Source organism: Mycobacterium sp. 852002-51961_SCH5331710 (assembly GCF_001665535.1).
GTDB lineage: Bacteria > Actinomycetota > Actinomycetes > Mycobacteriales > Mycobacteriaceae > Mycobacterium.
In genome coordinates, this window is sequence record NZ_LZSQ01000117.1 from 82,531 (window position 1) to 101,419 (window position 18,889).

Annotated in this window: 20 protein-coding genes; 14 read left to right on the top strand and 6 right to left on the bottom strand. The window is 65.6% G+C overall.

Annotated features, from left to right (window positions below):
• Positions 1-6: 6 nt before the first annotated feature.
• On the bottom strand, positions 7-864 hold the full coding sequence (locus A5752_RS21650; RefSeq protein ID WP_231744886.1) for a SigB/SigF/SigG family RNA polymerase sigma factor: 858 nt from the start codon (positions 862-864) through the stop codon (positions 7-9).
• A gap of 380 nt (positions 865-1,244) precedes the next feature.
• Between A5752_RS21650 and A5752_RS21655 the strand changes: the two genes are divergently transcribed.
• Positions 1,245-1,766, top strand: coding sequence for a copper chaperone PCu(A)C domain-containing protein (locus A5752_RS21655; RefSeq protein WP_067089976.1), 522 nt, complete (start codon positions 1,245-1,247; stop codon positions 1,764-1,766).
• 29 nt (positions 1,767-1,795) lie between these two features.
• On the opposite strand, the gene A5752_RS21660 is transcribed toward A5752_RS21655, so the two are convergent.
• Positions 1,796-2,392, bottom strand: coding sequence for an Rv2732c family membrane protein (locus A5752_RS21660; protein ID WP_067089981.1), 597 nt, complete (start codon positions 2,390-2,392; stop codon positions 1,796-1,798).
• Positions 2,380-3,933: a tRNA (N6-isopentenyl adenosine(37)-C2)-methylthiotransferase MiaB gene (gene miaB / locus A5752_RS21665; protein ID WP_064402434.1), complete on the bottom strand. Its 1,554-nt coding sequence runs from the start codon at positions 3,931-3,933 to the stop codon at positions 2,380-2,382. The genes A5752_RS21660 and miaB overlap by 13 nt, the downstream gene beginning before the upstream one ends.
• 157 nt (positions 3,934-4,090) lie before the next feature.
• On the opposite strand from miaB, the gene A5752_RS21670 reads away from it, so the two are divergent.
• From A5752_RS21670 to A5752_RS21685, 4 genes are read left to right on the top strand one after another with little or no spacing between them, the layout of a single operon-like run.
• On the top strand, positions 4,091-4,819 hold the full coding sequence (locus A5752_RS21670; RefSeq protein WP_064402858.1) for an amino acid ABC transporter ATP-binding protein: 729 nt from the start codon (positions 4,091-4,093) through the stop codon (positions 4,817-4,819).
• 16 nt (positions 4,820-4,835) lie between these two features.
• Positions 4,836-5,648 (top strand): glutamate ABC transporter substrate-binding protein, encoded by an 813-nt coding sequence (locus A5752_RS21675; protein ID WP_064415888.1) that lies wholly within the window; start codon positions 4,836-4,838, stop codon positions 5,646-5,648.
• Between the two features lie 27 nt (positions 5,649-5,675).
• Positions 5,676-6,359, top strand: coding sequence for an amino acid ABC transporter permease (locus tag A5752_RS21680; RefSeq protein WP_064415889.1), 684 nt, complete (start codon positions 5,676-5,678; stop codon positions 6,357-6,359).
• Complete coding sequence (locus A5752_RS21685; RefSeq protein WP_064402439.1) at positions 6,356-7,237, top strand: amino acid ABC transporter permease; 882 nt, start codon at positions 6,356-6,358, stop codon at positions 7,235-7,237. The genes A5752_RS21680 and A5752_RS21685 overlap by 4 nt, the downstream gene beginning before the upstream one ends.
• Here the strand turns inward: A5752_RS21685 and A5752_RS21690 are convergent, their stop codons facing one another.
• The 3 genes from A5752_RS21690 to recA form a co-directional block, all read right to left on the bottom strand.
• Entirely contained in the window at positions 7,238-8,059 is an 822-nt protein-coding gene (locus tag A5752_RS21690; protein WP_064402441.1) for a TIGR03560 family F420-dependent LLM class oxidoreductase, read from the bottom strand.
• Positions 8,060-8,147: 88 nt separating this feature from the next.
• The gene (recX, locus tag A5752_RS21695; protein ID WP_067089984.1) at positions 8,148-8,672 is read right to left on the bottom strand and encodes a recombination regulator RecX; all 525 of its coding nucleotides are present in this window, start codon (positions 8,670-8,672) and stop codon (positions 8,148-8,150) included.
• On the bottom strand, positions 8,638-10,770 hold the full coding sequence (gene recA, locus A5752_RS21700; protein ID WP_067089987.1) for an intein-containing recombinase RecA: 2,133 nt from the start codon (positions 10,768-10,770) through the stop codon (positions 8,638-8,640). Before recA ends, recX begins: the two co-directional genes overlap by 35 nt.
• A 265-nt stretch (positions 10,771-11,035) precedes the next feature.
• Between recA and A5752_RS21705 the strand changes: the two genes are divergently transcribed.
• The 9 genes from A5752_RS21705 to A5752_RS28350 all read left to right on the top strand — a co-directional run bounded on the left by A5752_RS21705 (position 11,036) and on the right by A5752_RS28350 (position 18,874).
• A complete protein-coding gene (locus tag A5752_RS21705; protein ID WP_064350943.1) occupies positions 11,036-11,365 on the top strand; it encodes a hydrogenase maturation nickel metallochaperone HypA/HybF in 330 nt (109 codons plus the stop codon).
• A gap of 2 nt (positions 11,366-11,367) precedes the next feature.
• Entirely contained in the window at positions 11,368-12,159 is a 792-nt protein-coding gene (gene hypB, locus A5752_RS21710; RefSeq protein ID WP_067089990.1) for a hydrogenase nickel incorporation protein HypB, read from the top strand.
• Between the two features lie 122 nt (positions 12,160-12,281).
• A complete protein-coding gene (locus tag A5752_RS21715) occupies positions 12,282-13,337 on the top strand; it encodes an NADH-quinone oxidoreductase subunit B family protein (protein WP_067089993.1) in 1,056 nt (351 codons plus the stop codon).
• A gap of 87 nt (positions 13,338-13,424) precedes the next feature.
• Positions 13,425-15,221: a nickel-dependent hydrogenase large subunit gene (locus A5752_RS21720; protein WP_067090218.1), complete on the top strand. Its 1,797-nt coding sequence runs from the start codon at positions 13,425-13,427 to the stop codon at positions 15,219-15,221.
• A 3-nt stretch (positions 15,222-15,224) separates the two neighbouring features.
• A complete protein-coding gene (locus tag A5752_RS21725) occupies positions 15,225-16,160 on the top strand; it encodes a NifU-related iron-sulfur-binding protein (protein WP_067089996.1) in 936 nt (311 codons plus the stop codon).
• Positions 16,157-16,798 carry a DUF5947 family protein gene (locus tag A5752_RS21730; protein WP_067089998.1) on the top strand — a complete coding sequence of 214 codons (642 nt, stop codon included), beginning with the start codon at positions 16,157-16,159 and terminating at the stop codon, positions 16,796-16,798. Before A5752_RS21725 ends, A5752_RS21730 begins: the two co-directional genes overlap by 4 nt.
• Positions 16,786-17,430: a DUF6084 family protein gene (locus tag A5752_RS21735; protein WP_067090001.1), complete on the top strand. Its 645-nt coding sequence runs from the start codon at positions 16,786-16,788 to the stop codon at positions 17,428-17,430. Before A5752_RS21730 ends, A5752_RS21735 begins: the two co-directional genes overlap by 13 nt.
• The gene (locus A5752_RS21740; protein WP_067090004.1) at positions 17,427-18,764 is read left to right on the top strand and encodes a hypothetical protein; all 1,338 of its coding nucleotides are present in this window, start codon (positions 17,427-17,429) and stop codon (positions 18,762-18,764) included. Before A5752_RS21735 ends, A5752_RS21740 begins: the two co-directional genes overlap by 4 nt.
• Positions 18,755-18,874, top strand: coding sequence for a DUF6893 family small protein (locus A5752_RS28350; protein WP_502686770.1), 120 nt, complete (start codon positions 18,755-18,757; stop codon positions 18,872-18,874). Before A5752_RS21740 ends, A5752_RS28350 begins: the two co-directional genes overlap by 10 nt.
• The last annotated feature ends 15 nt before the right edge of the window (positions 18,875-18,889 follow it).

An 18,889-nucleotide genomic window follows, 5' to 3' on the forward strand; every position in this document is an offset into this window, starting at 1 on the left:
GCACAATCATGCGCCTGACATACCCATTGCCGCGGATTCCTCGCGGCAGGATTGCCGCAGCCGCTCCAGCGTCGCGCCGAGCAGCCGCGATACCTGTACCTGCGAAATGCCGAGGCGCCGGCCGATTTGGCTCTGCGGCAGGTTCTCACAGAACCGCAGCCGCAGGATCAGCCGTTCACGCTCGGTGAGCGTGCTCACCAGTCCGGCGACGGTCAGCGCGTCCTCGACGCTGCTGTAGCGCGGGTCGTCGAGGCCCTGTCGCGCGGCGGCCGGTTCGGATTTCCCATCACCGGGTGCCGCCGCGTCGAGTGACGACGGTCGGTACGCGACAGCCGCGTCGACCGACTGCACCACCTCGTCTCGGTCGACACCGAGCTCGGCGGCCAGTTCGGTGGCCGTCGGTGCTCGGCCGAGACGCTGTGACATCGGACCGATCGCGGCGCAAACGCGCTGGCGGGTGTCCTTGATCCTGCGGGGCACGTGCATGACCCACGTGTGGTCGCGGAAGTGGCGGCGAACCTCGCCCATGATCGTCGGTACGGCGTAGCCGAGAAACGGCCCCTTGCCTGGGTCGTAGCGGTCGATCGCCTTGATCAGGCCCAGCCGGGCCACCTGCCTCAGGTCGTCGGCCGATTCGCCGCGGCCGGCGAAGCGGCCCGCGATATGGTCGGCCAGCGGCAAACATCTGGTGATGATCTGGCAACGAAGCGAATCCCGTCGCGCCCCCTCCGGCGTGCGGCGCAGCTCGCAACACTGCGGGTGCACGTCGTCGTAGTCGTCTTCGTGAGTCCCCACCGCGCCCGTGCCGCCCGTCGGTTCCACGAAATCGACGCGATTGCCAGCCTCCATCAGGGCCGATACCATGACAGCCTCCCCTCTCGGTATTGACGTCGGACCAGCCCGCCCACCGTTCGGCTGGGCGCTGTCGACCGGCCTGTACGTGCAGACTATCGGCGCAGGAATACCGCAACCTGAAAGGACTCTAATAAGAACCCGTGAACCCGGACTCGCAAATTCAGCAAACAGAAGTAGGCGCAGTGGGCCCGGTGCGCCGGTCGGCTGCCGAACGTATAGGGACGCGGTTCGCGGGCAACTCTTCTCACCATGCAAGCTCTCACCGTTGACCCGACCAAAGCCCAGTCTCTGCGAGTGGAAGACCTCGCCGATCCCACTCCCGGGTCGACTGGCTGTGCCTGCCGCGCTTCGACTCGCCGGGATGCTTTGCCGCGAGATCGGCAACTCAGATGAAGACACTTACCGTTTCACGGCGTCGCGTTGCGGCGGCCGGTTTGGTGACGAGCGTGCTGGTCGCCGGTTGCGGCGGCGATCCGAACATGGACTCGTCGAACCGGGGCGCGGGTTCGGAGACCGAGACGACGTCGGTCGAGAATGCCTTCATCGTGCCGCGCTTCATACCGGGGTCGTGCGCCATTCAGGTCGGCGATGCGGCGGCGCTCACGTTCACGGTGACGAACAACCGGATCACCGAGCCCGAACGCCTGCTCGGCATCGAGACACCCGCCGCCGAGGCGATTCGGCTGTCTCCCGATGCGACGCTGGAGATTCCGCCCGAGACGTCGATCGCCGCCGGCCAACCGATCGAAGACGTCACCGACGGCGCCGCAGACCAACCCTTCACGGCCAGAGTCGAGGGGCTTCGGGAATCGGCGACGCCGGGCAAGTCGGTGGACATGACGTTTCACTTCGACAAGCAGGGCGACCTCGTGATGAAGGTTCCGATCGAGGCCTGTCCCACTCAGAAATAGGCCATTCGGTGCGGCCGCCGAGGGGTAGGTCAGCCGTCGGTCGAGCCGTTGTCGTCGTCGAGGTTCTCGAGCAGACCCTTCTTCTGTTGCTCCGCGGCGGCCCTGCGCCGTTCCTCCTCGGCGGCCAACTGCAGCGCGGTGCGCGCCCACACCGCCCTGGCCCAGTGGAACGTCACCACCGCGACCGCGATCCAGGCGATGATGAGCCCGATTCCGGGACCCGGGTAACGGTCGGGGGCGGTTTGGCGCGACCACACCGCCAACAAACCGAGAAGCGTCGCCACGGTCGAGCCCGCCAGCGCGATCCAGGCCAGCGCCCAGCGCCGGGTGAGCAGCGCGAGCATCGAGAAGCCGACGCCGAATACCAGTACCAGCCAAGCGAATACCCGTAACGGCAGGGTGATTCCCTCGCGGAGCGCGGTTTCGCCGCCGACGAGCACATCCAGACCGCGCGCGTCGCCGGTGTGCGGCAGGATGAACGACACCAGCAGTACGAACACCCCGATGGCGATCACCAGGGCTCGTGCGCCGGGGTCGATCTCGCCCGCGACGCGTCGCTCGGCGGCCTCGATGTCGCCCTTGAACTCCTCGAAACCGTTGTCGCCGGGCGTCGTCACTGTGTGCATCCCGTCGCGGTAGCGGGTGTCGTCGGTGCGCCGATGCCCGGCATGCCCAGGCCCACTCCGGTGCGTGGGCGCCGACCTTCGGCGTGGGCGTCGCCCGCCCGGGTGCGCCGATGGCTGTGCACGGCCGAATCGGCGATCAGATGGTGCGGTGCGGCGCCGGTCACGGTCGTGGTCACGACGTCGCCGGGGCGGATGTCGAGTCGCTCCGGGTTGAAGTGCACCAGGCGGCCGTCGCGGGCACGGCCCGACATTCTGGCCGTCGAGGCGTCCTTGCGGCCCTCCCCGGCAGCCACCAGGACTTCGACGGTGCGGCCGACCAGCGCGCGGTTCTCCTCGAGCGAGATTCTCTCCTGGAGGTCGATCAAACGCTGATAGCGTTCGCTCACAACGGCTTTCGGAATCTGATCGGGTAACTCGGCGGCGGGGGTGCCGGGCCGCTTGGAGTACTGGAAGGTGAACGCGCTGGCGAACCTCGCCTGCTCGACGACATCGAGCGTCGCCTGGAAGTCCTCCTCGGTCTCACCCGGAAAGCCGACGATGAGGTCGGTCGTGATCGCCGCATGCGGTATCGCCGCGCGGACGCGGTCGATGATGCCGAGGTAGCGCTCGGCGCGGTAGGACCGTCGCATCGCGCGCAGGATGTGGTCGGACCCGGACTGCAGCGGCATGTGCAGCGTCGGGCACACATTCGGCGTCTCGGCCATCGCGGCGATGACGTCGTCGGTGAACTCCGCGGGGTGTGGTGAGGTGAACCGCACCCGTTCCAGTCCGTCGATGCGCCCGCAGGCGCGCAGGAGTTTGGCGAACGCGCCGCGGTCCCGCGGCTCTTCGGGGTCGACGAAAGAGACGCCGTAGGCGTTGACGTTCTGGCCGAGCAGCGTGATCTCGAGCACGCCTTGTTCGACGAGCGTCTGCACCTCGGCGAGCACGTCGCCGGGCCGGCGGTCGACCTCCTTGCCGCGCAGCGCGGGCACGATGCAGAACGTGCAGGTGTTGTTGCAGCCCACCGACACCGACACCCAAGCGGCATATGCGGATTCGCGGGCGGCGGGCAGCGCGGACGGGAACTCCTGCAGCGCCTCGACGATCTCGACCTGGGCCGCCTTGTTGTGCCTGGCCCGTTCGAGCAGCGTGGGCAGGGACCCGATGTTGTGTGTGCCGAACACCACGTCGACCCACGGTGCCCGGCGCAGCACGGCGGCCCGGTCTTTCTGCGCCAGGCAGCCGCCGACGGCGATCTGCATATCGGGATTGGCCTGCTTGCGCGGCGCCAGGTGGCTGATGTTGCCGTAGAGCTTGTTGTCGGCGTTCTCGCGCACGGCGCAGGTGTTGAACACGACGACATCGGCGTCCTCGCCCTCGGCGGCGCGTTGGTACCCGGCGCCTTCCAGCAATCCCGCGAGTCGCTCGGAGTCGTGCACGTTCATCTGGCAGCCGTAGGTGCGGACCTGGTACGTGCGGATTGTCGCCGGCGCGCGTGAGGACTCGTCGGTCGCGTGTGGGCGAACGGCCACGTCGGCCGCTCCCTGTCGCGTCACCATCGAAGTCACGGCCCCATGGTACGGACCCGGCGGTGCGCCGACCCGGGCGGATTGACGAGTTCCGGGCAGGCATGCCCTTCCCTCGGTAAGGTCTGCACCCATGAAGACCAGCGAGTCGGACGGAAAAGAGGTCAATCCGACTCAGTCAAGCGTGCCGATGATCTCGATCTCGGATGTCAACAAACACTTCGGCAGCCTGCATGTGCTCAAGGACATCAACCTCGACGTGGAGCGCGGTGAGGTGATCGTGGTGCTCGGTCCGTCGGGCTCGGGCAAGTCGACGTTGTGCCGCACCATCAATCGGCTCGAACCCATCGATTCGGGCACGATCACGATCGACGGTGAAGTGCTTCCCGAGGAGGGACGCAAGCTCGCCGAGTTGCGGTCCGACGTGGGCATGGTGTTCCAGTCCTTCAACCTGTTCGCCCACAAGACGATCCTCGAGAACGTCACTCTGGCTCCGATGAAGGTGCGCAAAAAATCGAAGAACGAGGCCCGCGAGAAGGCGATGCAGCTGCTCGAGCGGGTGGGCATTGCGAATCAGGCCGACAAGTACCCGGCGCAGTTGTCCGGTGGCCAGCAGCAGCGGGTGGCCATCGCGCGATCTTTGGCGATGAACCCGAAGGTGATGCTGTTCGACGAACCGACCAGCGCGCTGGACCCCGAAATGATCAACGAAGTGCTCAACGTCATGACGTCGCTGGCCAAAGACGGGATGACGATGTTGGTCGTGACGCACGAGATGGGTTTTGCCCGGGGCGCGGCCAACCGGGTGGTGTTCATGGCCGACGGCGCAATCGTCGAGGCGGCCGAACCCGACCAGTTCTTCACCAACCCCCAAAGCGACCGTGCCAAAGACTTTCTCGGCAAGATCCTTCACCACTAGTCGAAAGGAATCTCCAATGCCATCGATCTCCAGGCGCGTTCTGGGAGCGCTCGCTCTCGCCGTCGCGCTGCCTCTGTCCGCCACCGCCTGCGGTGGTGGGAGCGACGGCGACACGATCGTCATCGGCACCAAGTTCGACCAGCCCGGGCTCGGAATGAAGAATCCCAACGGCAGCATGAGCGGCTTCGACGTCGACGTGGCGAAGTACGTCGCCCAGCAGCTCGGCTATCCCGAGGACAAGATCGAGTGGAAGGAAGCGCCGTCCGGTCAACGCGAGACGCTGATTCAGAACGGGCAGGTGAAGTACATCGTTGCGACGTACTCGATCACCGAGGCGCGGGAGAAGAAGGTCGATTTCGCCGGACCGTATCTGATCACCGGCCAGAGCCTGTTGGTGCGCGCCGACAACACCGACATCACCGGTGAGGCATCGCTGGAGAACAACAAGAAGCTCTGCTCGGTGTCGGGATCCACACCCGCTCAACGCATCAAGGACAAGTACCCCCGCGTACAACTGCAGCAGTACGACACGTACTCGGCCTGCGTCGAGGCGTTGAAGAACGGCGGCATCGACGCGGTGACGACCGACGAGGTGATCCTGGCCGGCTATGCCGCGCAGAACCCCGGTGCGTTCAAGGTCGTCGGCGGCACCTTCTCCGAGGAGCGCTACGGAATCGGTTTGAAGAAGGGCGATTCCGAGCTCCTGACGAAGATCAACGACGCGCTCGCGAAAATGATTCAGGAAGGCGCCTGGAAGAAGGCCTGGGACGACAACCTCGGGGCGGCGGGGATTCCCGCGCCGCAGCCCCCGCAGATCAACCAGAGCTGACGGACCTCCCCCGCGCTAGGAGGTCATGTGGAGGTTCTCCCCGGCTACACCGTCGGCCAGATCGTCGAGGCGTTCTGGACGACCATCCAGCTGACGGTCTACTCCGGCATCGGCGCGCTGGTGCTCGGCACGGTGCTGGCCGCGATGCGGCTGGCACCGGTGCCGGTGCTGCGTTGGCTCGGAACGACATACGTCAACGTGGTGCGCAATACGCCGCTGACGCTGATCATCCTGTTCTGCTCGTTCGGGTTGGCCGGGACCATGGGGATCACGCTGGTCGACCCGAACTCGCGTACGTCCATCGAAGACAGCAACTTTCGTCTGGCGGTGCTCGGCCTGGCGCTGTACACCGCGGCATTCGTATGTGAGACGGTGCGCTCCGGGGTGAACACCGTGCCGCTGGGCCAGGCCGAGGCGGCGCGGTCGTTGGGGTTGACATTCGGGCAGAATCTGCGGCTCATCCTGATGCCACAGGCTTTTCGAGCCGTGATCATTCCGCTGGGGTCGGTATTGATCGCCTTGACCAAGAACACCACGATCGCCTCGGCGATCGGCGTGGCCGAGGCGGCGTTGCTGATGAAGGAGATGATCGAGAACACAGCGGCGATCCTCACCATCGGTGCGATCTTCGCAGCCGGCTTCGTCGTCCTCACACTGCCGACCGGACTGTTCTTCGGCTGGCTCGGCAAACGGATGGCGGTCAACCGATGAGTTCGGCTTCTGTCCTCTTCGACGCTCCGGGACCGCGGGCGCGGGTTCGTAACTGGTTCGTGTCGGCGATCGTCATCGTCGTCACCGCGCTGGTCCTGGTCGCGGTGCTCGTGCAGATGGCGGCCAAGGATCAGCTCACGGCGGCCAAATGGAAGCCGTTCCTGACGGCCGACCTGTGGAGGACGTACGTACTGCCCGGCGTGCAAGGCACGTTGACCGCCGCGGCGGTGTCGATCGTGCTGGCGCTGATACTCGGTCTGCTGCTCGGTGTGGGCCGACTCTCGACACACGGCCTGCTTCGGTGGCCGTGCGCGGTCATCGTCGAATTCTTCCGTGCCGTACCGGTTCTGATCATGATGCTGTTCGCGTTCGCGCTGTACGCCGCCTACGACATGTTCCCGTCCAGGCATCTGGCGCTCGCCGCGGTCATCACCGGGCTGACGCTCTACAACGGCGCAGTCATCGCCGAGATCGTGCGCGCCGGCGTCCACGCCCTGCCCCGCGGCCAGTCGGAGGCGGCCTATGCCCTCGGCATGACGTGGGGCCAGACGATGCGCTCGATCCTGTTGCCGCAGGCGATCACGTCGATGCTGCCGGTGCTGATCTCGCAACTCGTCGTCGTCCTCAAGGACACCGCGATCGGCTACATCATCACGTTCCTCGAACTCGTGCGCCAGGGCGTGCAGATGGGTACCGCCTACAGCAATCTGCTGCCAGCGCTGATCGTGGTCGCGTTGTTGATCATCACCGTGAACTTCACGCTGTCCTGGGTGGCGACCCGGGTGGAAGCGCGGATGCGGCGTTCGCGTCGTGGTCCGACGCCGCTTGAGACCGAGGCCGTCGAGCAGGAGGGCGCACCTGGCGCTAAAGCCGTGTGATCAGGCCAGTTCCGCGCATCGGGCCAGCAACTCGTCGTCGGGCGGCTGATAGAAGGACAACACGACGTGCTGGCAGCCGAGTCGGCCGTAATCGGCCAGGGAGTCCAGCTGGGCGTCGACCTGATCGGGCTGCTCCGGATGCAGGAACAACTGCACGCCCCGTCGGATCGACGCTGGGTCACGGCTTTCGGCCGCGCACGCCTCGTCGAGACCGTGGCTGGCGGCCGCCCATTCCTGGGGCGAGGTACTCGGCATGTTCCATTCGTCGGCGTGGCGTGCCGCGACGCGCAACATCTTCGGCTGCGACGCGCCAACGACGATCGGCGGATGCGGACGTTGGAGCGGCTTGGGATCGCAGAGCGCCTGCTGCAGCGTGAAGAAACGGCCGATGAAGTCGACCGTCTCCTCGGTCCACAGCCTGCGGATGACCGTCAGCGCCTCGTCGACCATCGCGACCCGCTGTCCCGGCGGCGGAAAGTCGATCCCGTAACCGCGATGCTCGGCCTCGTGCCAGCCGGCCCCGAGACCGAAGTCCAGTCGCCCGCCGGAGATGTGGTCCACGGTGACGGCCATCTTCGCCAGCACCGCGGGGTTGCGATAGGTGACACCGCTGACCAGGCAGCCCACGCGGGCGCGCCGCACGACGACCGCCATCGCGGCGAGACTGGTCCACCCCTCGTGGGTCGGCGTCGTGGGATCGACCAGGCCGTAGAAGTGGTCGTAGTTCCACACCGCCGGGAATCCGAGGTCGTCGGCGGTCCGCCAGAACCGCTCGAGGACCGGGTAGTCGAAGGTGGGCGCCAGCTTGACGGACAACTGCATGCAAAATGCTTACGCGGTCGGCTATTTCCTTGCAACCGGCCACGCTACGTGCGCCGAGGACTCGACTTCTCGACCACGGTCTGGAGTCCTAGACCTGGCGACGCTCGCGTTCGTTGGCCAAAGCGACCTTGACGACGTCGAACGCCATCGTTTGGTTGTAGCCGCGCCGGGCGAGCATCCCGACGAGCCGACGGGCCAGCTTGGCGTCGTCGCCATCGGCCAGCTTTTCGCGGCGCAGCTTGTCGGCCACGAGTCGCTCGGCGCGGGCGCGTTCGGCACCGGGTTCGTCGTCGGCCAGCGTCGCCTCGATGATGTCCGTGTCGACGCCTTTGGTCCGTAGCTCGGCAATCAACGCGCGCCTGCCTTTTCCGGCGTTCACCCGCCGGGATCGGACCCACTGTTCGGCGAAATTAGCGTCATCAACGAGGCCGACTTGTTCGAGCCGGTCGAGCACCTTTTCGCTGACGTCGTCTGGGTATCCACGCTTGGTGAGCTGGCCGGCCAGTTCGGCCCGAGAGCGCGCTCGCGCGGTGAGCAGACGCAGACACACATTTCGCGCCTGCTCCTCGCGCGAGGCCTCAGAAGTCGACGGGGGCGGGCAGGACTTCGTCATCGGTCACCACGGCGCCAATGCCGAGCTTCTCTTTGATCTTCTTTTCGATCTCGTTGGCCACCTCGACGTTCTCGAGCAGGAAGTTGCGGGCGTTCTCCTTGCCCTGGCCCAACTGCTCACCTTCGTAGGTGAACCACGAGCCGGACTTGCGGATGAAGCCCTGCTCGACACCCATGTCGATGAGTGAGCCTTCCTTGCTGATGCCCTTGCCGTAGAGGATGTCGAACTCGGCCTGCTTGAACGGCGGCGACACCTTGTTCTTGACGACCTTGACCCGGGTGCGGTTACCGACCGCGTCGGTGCCGTCCTTGAGGGTCTCGATCCGCCTGACATCCATCCGGACCGAGGCGTAGAACTTCAAAGCCTTTCCGCCCGTTGTGGTTTCGGGCGAATTGTGCACCATGACGCCGTCGACGAAATAGTTGTGGTTACCCTCGACCTCGATGTCGAATCGATTCATCGATCGAGTATGTGGCTTGACGTGGACATCGAGGACTCGCGCCGGAACCAACCGCTGCGTGGGCTCGACGAACTGCGGTGTTACCGCGCCCTGACCGCGGAACCGAGGCAGCAACTTGTACTCCATCGAGGGCGTGATGTACGGGGCCACCAATTCCTGAAACTTCGCGCTGGACGCGGTGGAGAACACCAGCACCGACTTTCCGGCCGCACCGGACAGCCGCAACCGTACGTCCAGACCGTGTGTATCGCGCAGATAATCACGCAGCCGGATCCGAGTGCCCTCACTCATGGCCTCGACACAAATCTCGATACGCCCGCTGCCACCCGCGGTGCGCTCCTGCAGCCCCTTGGAACGGACGGTGAACGTCCCGTCATCCATGTACCAGATAGCAAGCGCCAGCGGAGTGAGCGCCTTGAGGTACTCCTCGGACAAGAACTTCTTACCGTCACCGAGATACACCGCCCGCTGCAGTTCAGCCAACTCGGGCAGCGGGGTGAAGTCGACGAACGTTGCGCCCTCGTCATTTACGTGGGTCGAGTGCTTGATATTGCCCAGAAGCGCTGTCTTCCACTGCAAATAGTCGACCTGCTTGGCGCCGTGGCCCATTCTAAAGCGAACCCCATTACGGTCCCGGCGATTCGGCGACAGGTTGCCATCGCCCATCAAAGACCCGAGTACGACCTGAAACTGCTGATCGCTGAGTCGATGCGGCTCCGCGGCCATCACTCGATCACCGGCGACGAGGTCGCCCGCTTCCGTCCAGCCGGCGGGAGTGCGGATCAGGTGGTTCGGGGTAGCCGCGAACTGCGATTTGCCGTTGCCGCCCGACTTCTCGACGGTGAACTGAAGAAATTGCTCGGCGGGACCGTTGTTGAACCAGTTCACCACCTTGCGGGGCACAACCTGATCGGTGTCCGGGTCATAGGACATGACCTCAACGTCCATCTTCTGGTTGACGATCTTGCCGATCTTCTCGGTGGTGCCGTCGGCCAACTGCACCCGGGTGCCATAGGCAAAACACCCGAACATCACACCGATTTTTTCGCGGAGCTGGTTGATGAAGATCGCGGTGGTGCCCGAGTTGCTCAACGCGCCGGTCATCTTGCGCAGCGCCTGGCTCATCAGCCGGGCCTGCAGGCCGACGTGGCTGTCGCCCATCTCCCCCTCGATCTCGGCGCGGGGCACCAGCGCCGCCACCGAGTCGATGACCAGGATGTCCAGCGCGCCCGAACGGATCAGCATGTCGGCGATCTCCAGCGCCTGCTCACCGGTGTCGGGCTGGCTGACCAGCAGCGCGTCGGTGTCCACCCCGAGCTTCTTGGCGTACTCCGGATCCAGCGCGTGCTCGGCGTCGATGAATGCCGCGATACCGCCGGCGGCCTGCGCGTTGGCGACCGCGTGCAGCGCGACGGTGGTCTTACCCGACGACTCCGGGCCGTAGATCTCGATGACCCTGCCCCGCGGCAGGCCGCCGATGCCGAGGGCCACGTCCAGCGCGATCGAACCGGTCGGGATGACCGAGATGGGCTGGCGGACCTCTTCGCCGAGCCGCATCACCGACCCCTTGCCGAAGTTCTTGTCGATCTGCGCGAGTGCCAGCTCGAGGGCCTTCTCGCGGTCGGGTGCCTGCGCCATGGGGTTCTCCGTCCTTCGGATGTCTAGCTGTTCGGTGATCGGTTTCGATCTGTTGGCCGTGACGCTAGAGGCAGCCACCGACAAGTTCCGGGACAAGTCGGCCTGACCAGCAGCATCTAGCCGTCGAACACGACCCACAGTAGACGAACACCTGTTCGACTCAAGGGAGACACGCCGTGCGGTGGGCAGCGTGTCGAATAGTCCGCTCCCTGCGGGGGGTCGCGGGGCCTATCGTGAAAGTCATCCCGGCCGAAACGGGGTCCGCGTGCACGAGATGGCGATAACGCAGAGTGTGGTCGATGCGGTGTGCGAGCACGCCGCGGGACGCCGGGTGCACTGCGTCAAGCTGGAGGTCGGCGCGCTGTGCGCCGTCGTACCGGACTCTATGCGGTTCTGCTTCGAACTCGCCACCGCGGGCACCGTCGCCGACGGCGCGCGCCTGGACCTCGATGTGCAACCCGGCGCGGCGCGCTGTCACACCTGCGGCCAAAGCTTCGAACTACCCGATCTGATTCTGTTGTGTCCCTGCGGCAGTGCCGATGTCGAGGTGACCGCCGGTCGGGATCTGAGGATTCTCTCGATGGAGGTGAGTTGAGCATGTGCGCGACCTGCGGCTGCGGCGACGACGGTGCGACCATCACCACGCCGGGACACACCCACCTCCACCCTCACGAGCATGACCATCTCCACGAAGGCGAACACGTCCACACCGAGACCATCACGCTCGAACAGAGGGTCCTCGCCAAGAACGACGAGCTCGCCGAACGGAACCGCGCATGGCTGGCCGCCCGCGACATCCTGGCGCTCAACCTCACCAGCTCTCCGGGCGCCGGTAAGACCACCCTGCTCGAGCGCACCATCCGCGATCTCAACTCGGCTCGCCCGGTCGCGGTCATCGAGGGCGATCAGGAGACACTGCTGGACGCCGAACGCATCACGGCCGCGGGAGCACGCGCCGTGCAGATCAACACCGGCGCAGGTTGCCACCTCGACGCCGAGATGGTGCACCGCGCGCTGCACGAGCTCGACCCTGAGCGTGGCTCGGTGCTGTTCATCGAGAACGTGGGAAATCTCGTCTGCCCCGCGCTGTTCGATCTCGGCGAGCACAGCAAAGTCGTCATCATCTCGGTGACGGAGGGCGACGACAAACCGTTGAAGTACCCGCACATGTTCGCGGCGGCCGGGCTGGTGATCGTCAACAAGATCGATTTACTGCCATACGTCGACTTCGATCTTGAAAAATGTTGCGGTTACGTGCGATCACTGAATCCCGACGCGCAGATACTGGCGATGTCGGCCGCCACGGGTGATGGTAGCTCGCACTGGTACGACTGGATCGACGATTGCGCAAACTCAGCTTCTGCCCTGTCAACCGTTGACAAGACATAACCCCGGGAGTAAACCCAGACTCAGCGCCGGAATTCGGCGCCACGGCACAACGTGAGGTTGGGAGCCCCAGCCCGGCTCCCGGTCGTGAGGGCCCCAGCCCGGCCCCCAGAAAGCTGTGACCTATGCCAACGGAGGCAGCAGTCAAAGCGGAAGAGGCCTTGATCCACGTGCTGTGGATCAACGCCGGATTGAGTTGTGACGGTGATTCGGTGGCGTTGACTGCCGCCACCCAGCCCAGCATCGAGGAGATCGCCCTTGGCGCTCTTCCCGGGCTGCCCAAGATCGCCGTCCATTGGCCCCTGATCGATTTCGAGTGTGGACCGAACGGGGGCGCCGACGATTTCCTCGAGTGGTTCTTTAAAGCCGACAGAGGCGAATTGGAGCCGTTCGTTCTGGTCGTCGAGGGGTCGATCCCGAACGAGAAGATCAAAGCCGAAGGCTACTGGTGCGGGTTCGGCAACGATCCGGCCACCGGCCAACCGATGACCACCAGCGAGTGGCTGGATCGGCTGGCGCCCAAGGCCACTGCCATCGTCGCGGTCGGAACGTGCGCCACCTACGGCGGCATCCACGCGATGGCGGGCAATCCGACAGGTGCCATGGGCGTGCCCGACTATCTCGGCTGGGAGTGGAAGAGCAAGGCCGGCATTCCGATCGTCTGCGTGCCCGGTTGCCCGATACATCCGGACAACCTCGCCGAAACGCTGACCTATCTGCTGTACATGGCCACCGATCAGGCCCCGATGATCCCGCTCGACGATGCGTTACGGCCCCAGTGGCTGTTCGGTGCGTCCGTGCACGAGGGTTGCGACCGGGCCGGCTATTACGAGCAGGGTGATTTCGCGACCGAATACGGATCGCCGAAATGCATTGTCAAGCTGGGCTGTTGGGGTCCCGTCGTCAAATGCAACGTACCCAAGCGGGGCTGGATCAACGGAATCGGCGGCTGCCCGAACGTGGGCGGCATATGCATCGGTTGCACCATGCCCGGATTCCCCGACAAGTTCATGCCGTTCATGGACGAACCCCCCGGCGGCAAGGTGTCCACCGCGGCGTCGGGACTGTACGGATCGGTCATCCGCAGCCTGCGCCATATCACCGGCCGCACCGTCGACAAAGAACCGAAGTGGCGCCATCCCGGCACGCAACTCACGACCGGAGCGACCCGCACCTGGTAGGTGCGGCTCGCCCCGCGGCGCGCAGGCGTGCTTTCGGGCTTCGAAACTGCCTGTGACGCTTCTCATCTGAAGAAAGAGAAGAGTTCGATGACAACCATCATCCCCGAGCCGTCACACGTGAAGCGCGACCCCGGCCAACTGGTGGAGATGGCGTGGGATCCCATCACCCGGATCGTCGGCAGCCTCGGCATCTACACCAAGATCGATTTCGACAACCGCGAGGTGGTCGAGTGCCACAGCACCTCGTCGATCTTCCGCGGTTATTCGATCTTCATGAAGGGCAAGGACCCTCGCGACGCCCACTTCATCACCAGCCGCATCTGCGGCATCTGCGGTGACAACCACGCGACGTGCTCGTGCTACTGCCAGAACATGGCCTACGGTGTCAAGCCGCCACATCTCGGTGAGTGGCTGATCAACCTCGGTGAAGCCGCCGAGTACATGTTCGACCACAACATCTTCCAGGAGAACCTGGTCGGTGTCGACTACTGCGAGAAGATGGTTTCCGAGACCAATCCCAGCGTGTTGGCCAAGGCCGAGAATACCCAGGCGCCGCATGCGGACATGCACGGCTACCGCACGATCGCCGAGATCATGCGCGCGCTCAACCCGTTCACCGGCGAGTTCTACCGCGAGGCCCTGCAGGTCAGCCGGTGGACCCGAGAGATGTTCTGCCTCATGGAGGGTCGCCACGTCCATCCGTCGACGCTGTATCCCGGCGGCATCGGCACCACCGCGACGGTCCAGCTGATGACCGACTACATGACGCGGCTGATGCGTTACGTCGAGTTCATGAAGAAGGTCGTGCCGATGCACGACGACCTCTTCGACTTCTTCTACGACGCGCTGCCCGGCTACGAGCAGGTCGGGTTGCGCCGCACGCTGCTGGGCTGCTGGGGCTCGTTCCAGGATCCCGAGGTGTGCAACTTCTCCTACAAGGACATGGAGCGCTGGGGCGACGCCATGTTCGTCACGCCCGGGGTGGTGATCGACGGAAAGCTGCACACCCACTCGCTGGTCGACATCAATCTCGGCATCCGAATCCTGTTGGGCCACTCGTACTACGACGACTGGACCGACCAGGAGATGTTCGTCAAGACCGATCCGCTCGGCAATCCGATCGACCGGCGCCATCCCTGGAACCAGCACACCAACCCCCGGCCGCAGAAGCGCGACTTCGACGGCAACTACAGCTGGGTGATGGCACCGCGCTGGTTCGACGGCACGGATCACCTGGCACTCGACACCGGCGGCGGCCCGTTGGCGCGGCTGTGGTCCACCGCGCTCGCCGGGCTGGTCGACATCGGCTATGTCAAGGCGACCGGCCAGAGCGTGCAGATCAACCTGCCCAAGACGGCCCTGAAGGGTCCGGTCGAACTCGAGTGGAAGATCCCGCAACACGGCAGCAACACGCTCGAACGCAACCGCGCCAGGACGTACTTCCAGGCCTACGCGGCCGCCTGCGCCCTGCACTTCGCGGAGAAGGCGTTGACCGAGATCCGGGCCGGCCGGACCAAGACCTGGGAGAAGTTCGAGGTGCCCGACGAAGGCATCGGCTGCGGGTTCACCGAGGCGGTCCGCGGAGTCCTCAGCCACCACATGGTGATTCGCGACGGCAAGATCGCGAACTATCACCCGTATCCGCCGACGCCGTGGAACGCCGCCCCCCGCGACAGCTACGGCACACCCGGGCCATACGAGGACGCGGTCCAGGGCCAGCCCATCTTCGAGGAGAACGACAGGGAGCATTTCAAGGGCATCGACATCATGCGCACGGTGCGCAGTTTCGACCCGTGTCTGCCGTGCGGCGTGCACATGTACCTGGGCAAGGGAAAGTCACTCGACCTGCTTCACTCCCCCACCCAGTCCGTCACCGGGGAATAGGGAATGGCCCCGCCGATCCGAGACGACGCGCAGTGGCGTACGGCGGGCGACCGAATACAGGCCCTGCTCGACGCGTCCGCCGCGGGCGGCCCCGCCGCGCACGAACGGGCGGTTCAACTCGTCGGCGAGGTGACCGATCTCTACGGCGCCGGACTCGAACGGATCCTGCGGATCGCGGTGAGCGCCGATGCCACGCTGGCCGAACGGCTGGCCGACGACGACCTCGTCGCCAGCCTGCTGCTCGTACACGGGCTGCACCCGCACGGCATCCACCGGCGCATCGAGGATGCCCTGGACAGGGTCCGCCCGTATCTCGGTTCACACGGCGGTGACGTCGCGCTTCTCGAAACAGTCGACGGCCCAGACGGATTCACCGTTCACCTGCAGTTCTCCGGCAGCTGCAAGAGCTGCCCCTCGTCGGCGGTCACGCTGGAGTTGACCGTCGAAGACGCCATCCGGGCGGCGGCTCCGGAAGTCAGCGCGATCGAGGTGGTCGCTCCGCAGTCGAGCCCGACGGTGATTCCACCGGCGACGCTCTTTCGCCGCGTCCAGCAACGGGCGCCCGGGCAGGCCTCGTGGCACCCCGTACCGGAATTCACCGACCTGATGCCCGGTGAGGTCGGCGGCTTCTCCGTGGCGGGAACCACCGTGCTGGCGTGCCGCATCGGCGACGAGGTGTTCGCCTATCGCGACCGGTGCGGTGTCTGCCGCGAGTCGCTGGCCGGTGCCGCGTTGCACCGTCGCATGGGTTCTCCGACCGGCGACGCGGTGTTGCGCTGCCCGCGCTGCCACGCCCATTTCGACGTCGTGCACGCCGGGACCTGTGTCGACGAGGGCGCCGATCCGCTCGCCCACCTCGAGCCGATCCCGCTGCTGGCGCGCGACGGCGTGCTGTCGATCGCGATGGCCGCGCAACCCACCGAAGCAGGTGTGGCATGAGCAGCGCCTACGACGTGCTCGCGATGATCCGGGCCAACCGCGGCGTCCCCGCGCGCGCGGGTGAACGCTGTGAGATGTGCGCCGAGCCGATCGCCGACGAACACCAACACGTCGTCAACGTCGAGGCGCGAGCGCTGATGTGTGTGTGCCGCGGCTGTTATCTGCTGTTCACCGACACCAAGGCCGAACTCCGCTATCGCGCGGTCCCCGACCGCTGGTTATCGTTCCCGGATTTCGCCCTGGCGCGCCGGGATTGGCAGCTTCTGCAGATCCCGGTCGGGCTGGCGTTCTTCTTTCGCAACTCGACGCTGGATCGCGTCGTGGCCTTCTATCCCGGACCTGCGGGCGCGACCGAGTCCGAACTGGACCTCTCCGCATGGGAGGGGGTCCGTTCGGCGGACCCGAGGGTGGACCTGCTCGCCGACGACACCGAGGCCCTGCTCGTGCGGGTTCCCGATGACGACGGTCGAGACCCGGAATGCTTCCTGCTGCCCATCGACGCCTGCTACGAGTTCGTCGGCAGGCTCCGCCAGCTGTGGCACGGCTTCGACGGCGGTCAGCGGGTGCGCGGCTACCTCGACGAGTTCTTCGAGCACGTCCGTGACCGGGCGAAGGTGGTGGCGCCGTGCCAGAGCTGACCTTCGCCGTGCTCGACATCCGCGCCGAACCGTACGCGGTGGCACCGGTTCTCACCGCCCGGATCGGCATCGCCGCCGACGGCGACGACCCCGTGCACGCGATCGCACTGCGGTGCCAGGTCCGCATCGAACCCTTGCGTCGCCGATACTCCGATGACGAGGCGCTCGGACTGCTCGATCTGTTCGGGCCCCGCGAGCGATGGGACACCACACAACACAATTTCCTCTGGCAGCATGCCAGCACCATGGTGTCCGGCTTCACCGGAACGACGCAGGTGGACCTGCCGCTCGAGTGCACCTACGACTTCGAGGTGACCGCGGCCAAATACTTCCATGCGCTGGCTGACGGTGACATCCCGCTGCAATTTCTGTTCAGTGGAACGGTTTTCACCCGCAGTGAAAGAAATCTGCGCGTGCAGCAGGTGCCATGGGATCGCGAGGACCACTACGACCTACCGGTGTCCACGTGGCATGACCTGATGCGCCTGCACTACCCCAACACCGGCTGGCTGCGCCTGGGGCACGACACCATCGACATGCTGTCTGAGTTCAAATCAGCCCGCGGCCTTCTGAACTACGACGACGCGATCGTTTCGCTATTGGCCACTCACACCGCAGAGGAGATTCGATGACCGCGGACTGGGATCACGCACGAGCTGTCGCCGATGCGGTGCTCTACGAGGGATATTTGCTGTACCCCTACCGCGCCAGCTCGAGCAAGAACCAGTCCCGTTGGCAGTTCGGCGTTCTCGGACCGCGCGGCGCCGCGCAGGCCACCATCGGCGAGGACGCCTCGCTGTCCACCCAGGTGCTGCTCGACCCGCACGGCATCCCGATGGTCACCGGAGTGATTCGCTTCCTGCAACTGCAACGCCGCAGCGTCGAACGCGACGCCGGCGGCGGCCGGTTCGAACCGGTCGGCGAACTGCGTTCGGGTGCCGATGCGTGGGTCAGTTGGGACGAGGCGGTCGAGTGCGAGATTCCGATCGACCCGTTCCCGGTCATGAGCCTGCCTGCCACACTGGACATTTCGGCTCCGTCGGCGAGAGAGATCGAACCCGTCGCGGGTGGCAGGCTGGTGCGGACCCGACGCGAGCTGAGCGGTCGGCTCGACATGTCCGCCGAGCAGGACGGCGACCTGCTGCGTCTCACGTTCGATGTGTGCAACACGGCTGCACCGGCCGACGACCAGGACGAGGCGATCGCCGTGTCGCTGATCGGGACCCATCTGTTGCTGGAGGTGGCCGACGGCGAGTTCGTCTCCCTGCTCGAACCGCCGGACTGGGCCGCCGGCGCCGTGGCGCGGTGCCGTCAGCACCGCTGCTTTCCGGTGTTGGCCGGCCCGGCGCCGCATCGCGACCTCGTGCTCGCGTCGCCGATCATCCTCTACGACCACCCCGAGATCGCCGAGCAGAGCAAGGGTGCGCTCTACGACTCGACCGAGATCGACGAGATCCTGACGCTGCGGGTCATGACCATGACCGACGAGGAGAAGGCTCAAGCCAGAGCCACCGATCGACGCGCCGCAGCGATCATCGAGCGCTGCGACTCGATGTCGCCCGAGGCGATGCTCGATCTGCACGGCGTGCTGCGCAATCCGCACGCGCCGTGCCGCGAACCGGGCCTGATTCCCGACATCCCCGCCGGCGTCGAATGGTGGGACCCGACGGCGGACACCGCTGTGCGGCCGGACTCGGATGCCGTGCTGGTCAACGACACTCGCGTCGCGCGCGGCAGCCGTGTGCGGTTGCACCCCTCCCGCCGGGCCGACGCGCAGGACGTCTTCTATGCCGACAAGATCGCGCGCGTCACCTCGGTACATGAGGACGTCGACGGCGAACACCATATCGGCGTCGTCATCGAAGACGATCCCGGCGCCGAACTGCACGACTGGTACGGCCGGTACCTGTACTTCGCACCCGACGAGGTCGAACCTCTGGTTGAAGGGAGTCCGCAATGGAAGTGATCGGCTGGATCGCAGTAGGAATCGTGGCGGTGGTGGCCGTGGCGGCGGCGGCTGTGGGCATCCGCTCCGTGCCGGATGCCCGGCGCTACATGAGAATGCGCCGGATGTGACGGCGAACGAGGTGT

Bases quoted from the DNA above. Each gene is read 5' to 3' on its own strand.
- A5752_RS21685 (WP_064402439.1), top strand. From the start codon at position 6,356: ATGAGTTCGGCTTCTGTCCTCTTCGACGCTCCGGGACCGCGGGCGCGG.
- A5752_RS21655 (WP_067089976.1), top strand. From the start codon at position 1,245: ATGAAGACACTTACCGTTTCACGGCGTCGCGTTGCGGCGGCCGGTTTG.
- A5752_RS21730 (WP_067089998.1), top strand. From the start codon at position 16,157: ATGAGCAGCGCCTACGACGTGCTCGCGATGATCCGGGCCAACCGCGGC.
- A5752_RS21725 (WP_067089996.1), top strand. From the start codon at position 15,225: ATGGCCCCGCCGATCCGAGACGACGCGCAGTGGCGTACGGCGGGCGAC.
- A5752_RS21675 (WP_064415888.1), top strand. From the start codon at position 4,836: ATGCCATCGATCTCCAGGCGCGTTCTGGGAGCGCTCGCTCTCGCCGTC.
- A5752_RS21715 (WP_067089993.1), top strand. From the start codon at position 12,282: ATGCCAACGGAGGCAGCAGTCAAAGCGGAAGAGGCCTTGATCCACGTG.
- miaB (WP_064402434.1), bottom strand. From the start codon at position 3,933: ATGGTGACGCGACAGGGAGCGGCCGACGTGGCCGTTCGCCCACACGCG.
- A5752_RS21720 (WP_067090218.1), top strand. From the start codon at position 13,425: ATGACAACCATCATCCCCGAGCCGTCACACGTGAAGCGCGACCCCGGC.
- A5752_RS21650 (WP_231744886.1), bottom strand. From the start codon at position 864: ATGGTATCGGCCCTGATGGAGGCTGGCAATCGCGTCGATTTCGTGGAA.
- recA (WP_067089987.1), bottom strand. From the start codon at position 10,770: ATGGCGCAGGCACCCGACCGCGAGAAGGCCCTCGAGCTGGCACTCGCG.
- hypB (WP_067089990.1), top strand. From the start codon at position 11,368: ATGTGCGCGACCTGCGGCTGCGGCGACGACGGTGCGACCATCACCACG.
- recX (WP_067089984.1), bottom strand. From the start codon at position 8,672: ATGACGAAGTCCTGCCCGCCCCCGTCGACTTCTGAGGCCTCGCGCGAG.
- A5752_RS21690 (WP_064402441.1), bottom strand. From the start codon at position 8,059: ATGCAGTTGTCCGTCAAGCTGGCGCCCACCTTCGACTACCCGGTCCTC.
- A5752_RS21670 (WP_064402858.1), top strand. From the start codon at position 4,091: ATGATCTCGATCTCGGATGTCAACAAACACTTCGGCAGCCTGCATGTG.
- A5752_RS28350 (WP_502686770.1), top strand. From the start codon at position 18,755: ATGGAAGTGATCGGCTGGATCGCAGTAGGAATCGTGGCGGTGGTGGCC.
- A5752_RS21660 (WP_067089981.1), bottom strand. From the start codon at position 2,392: ATGCACACAGTGACGACGCCCGGCGACAACGGTTTCGAGGAGTTCAAG.
- A5752_RS21740 (WP_067090004.1), top strand. From the start codon at position 17,427: ATGACCGCGGACTGGGATCACGCACGAGCTGTCGCCGATGCGGTGCTC.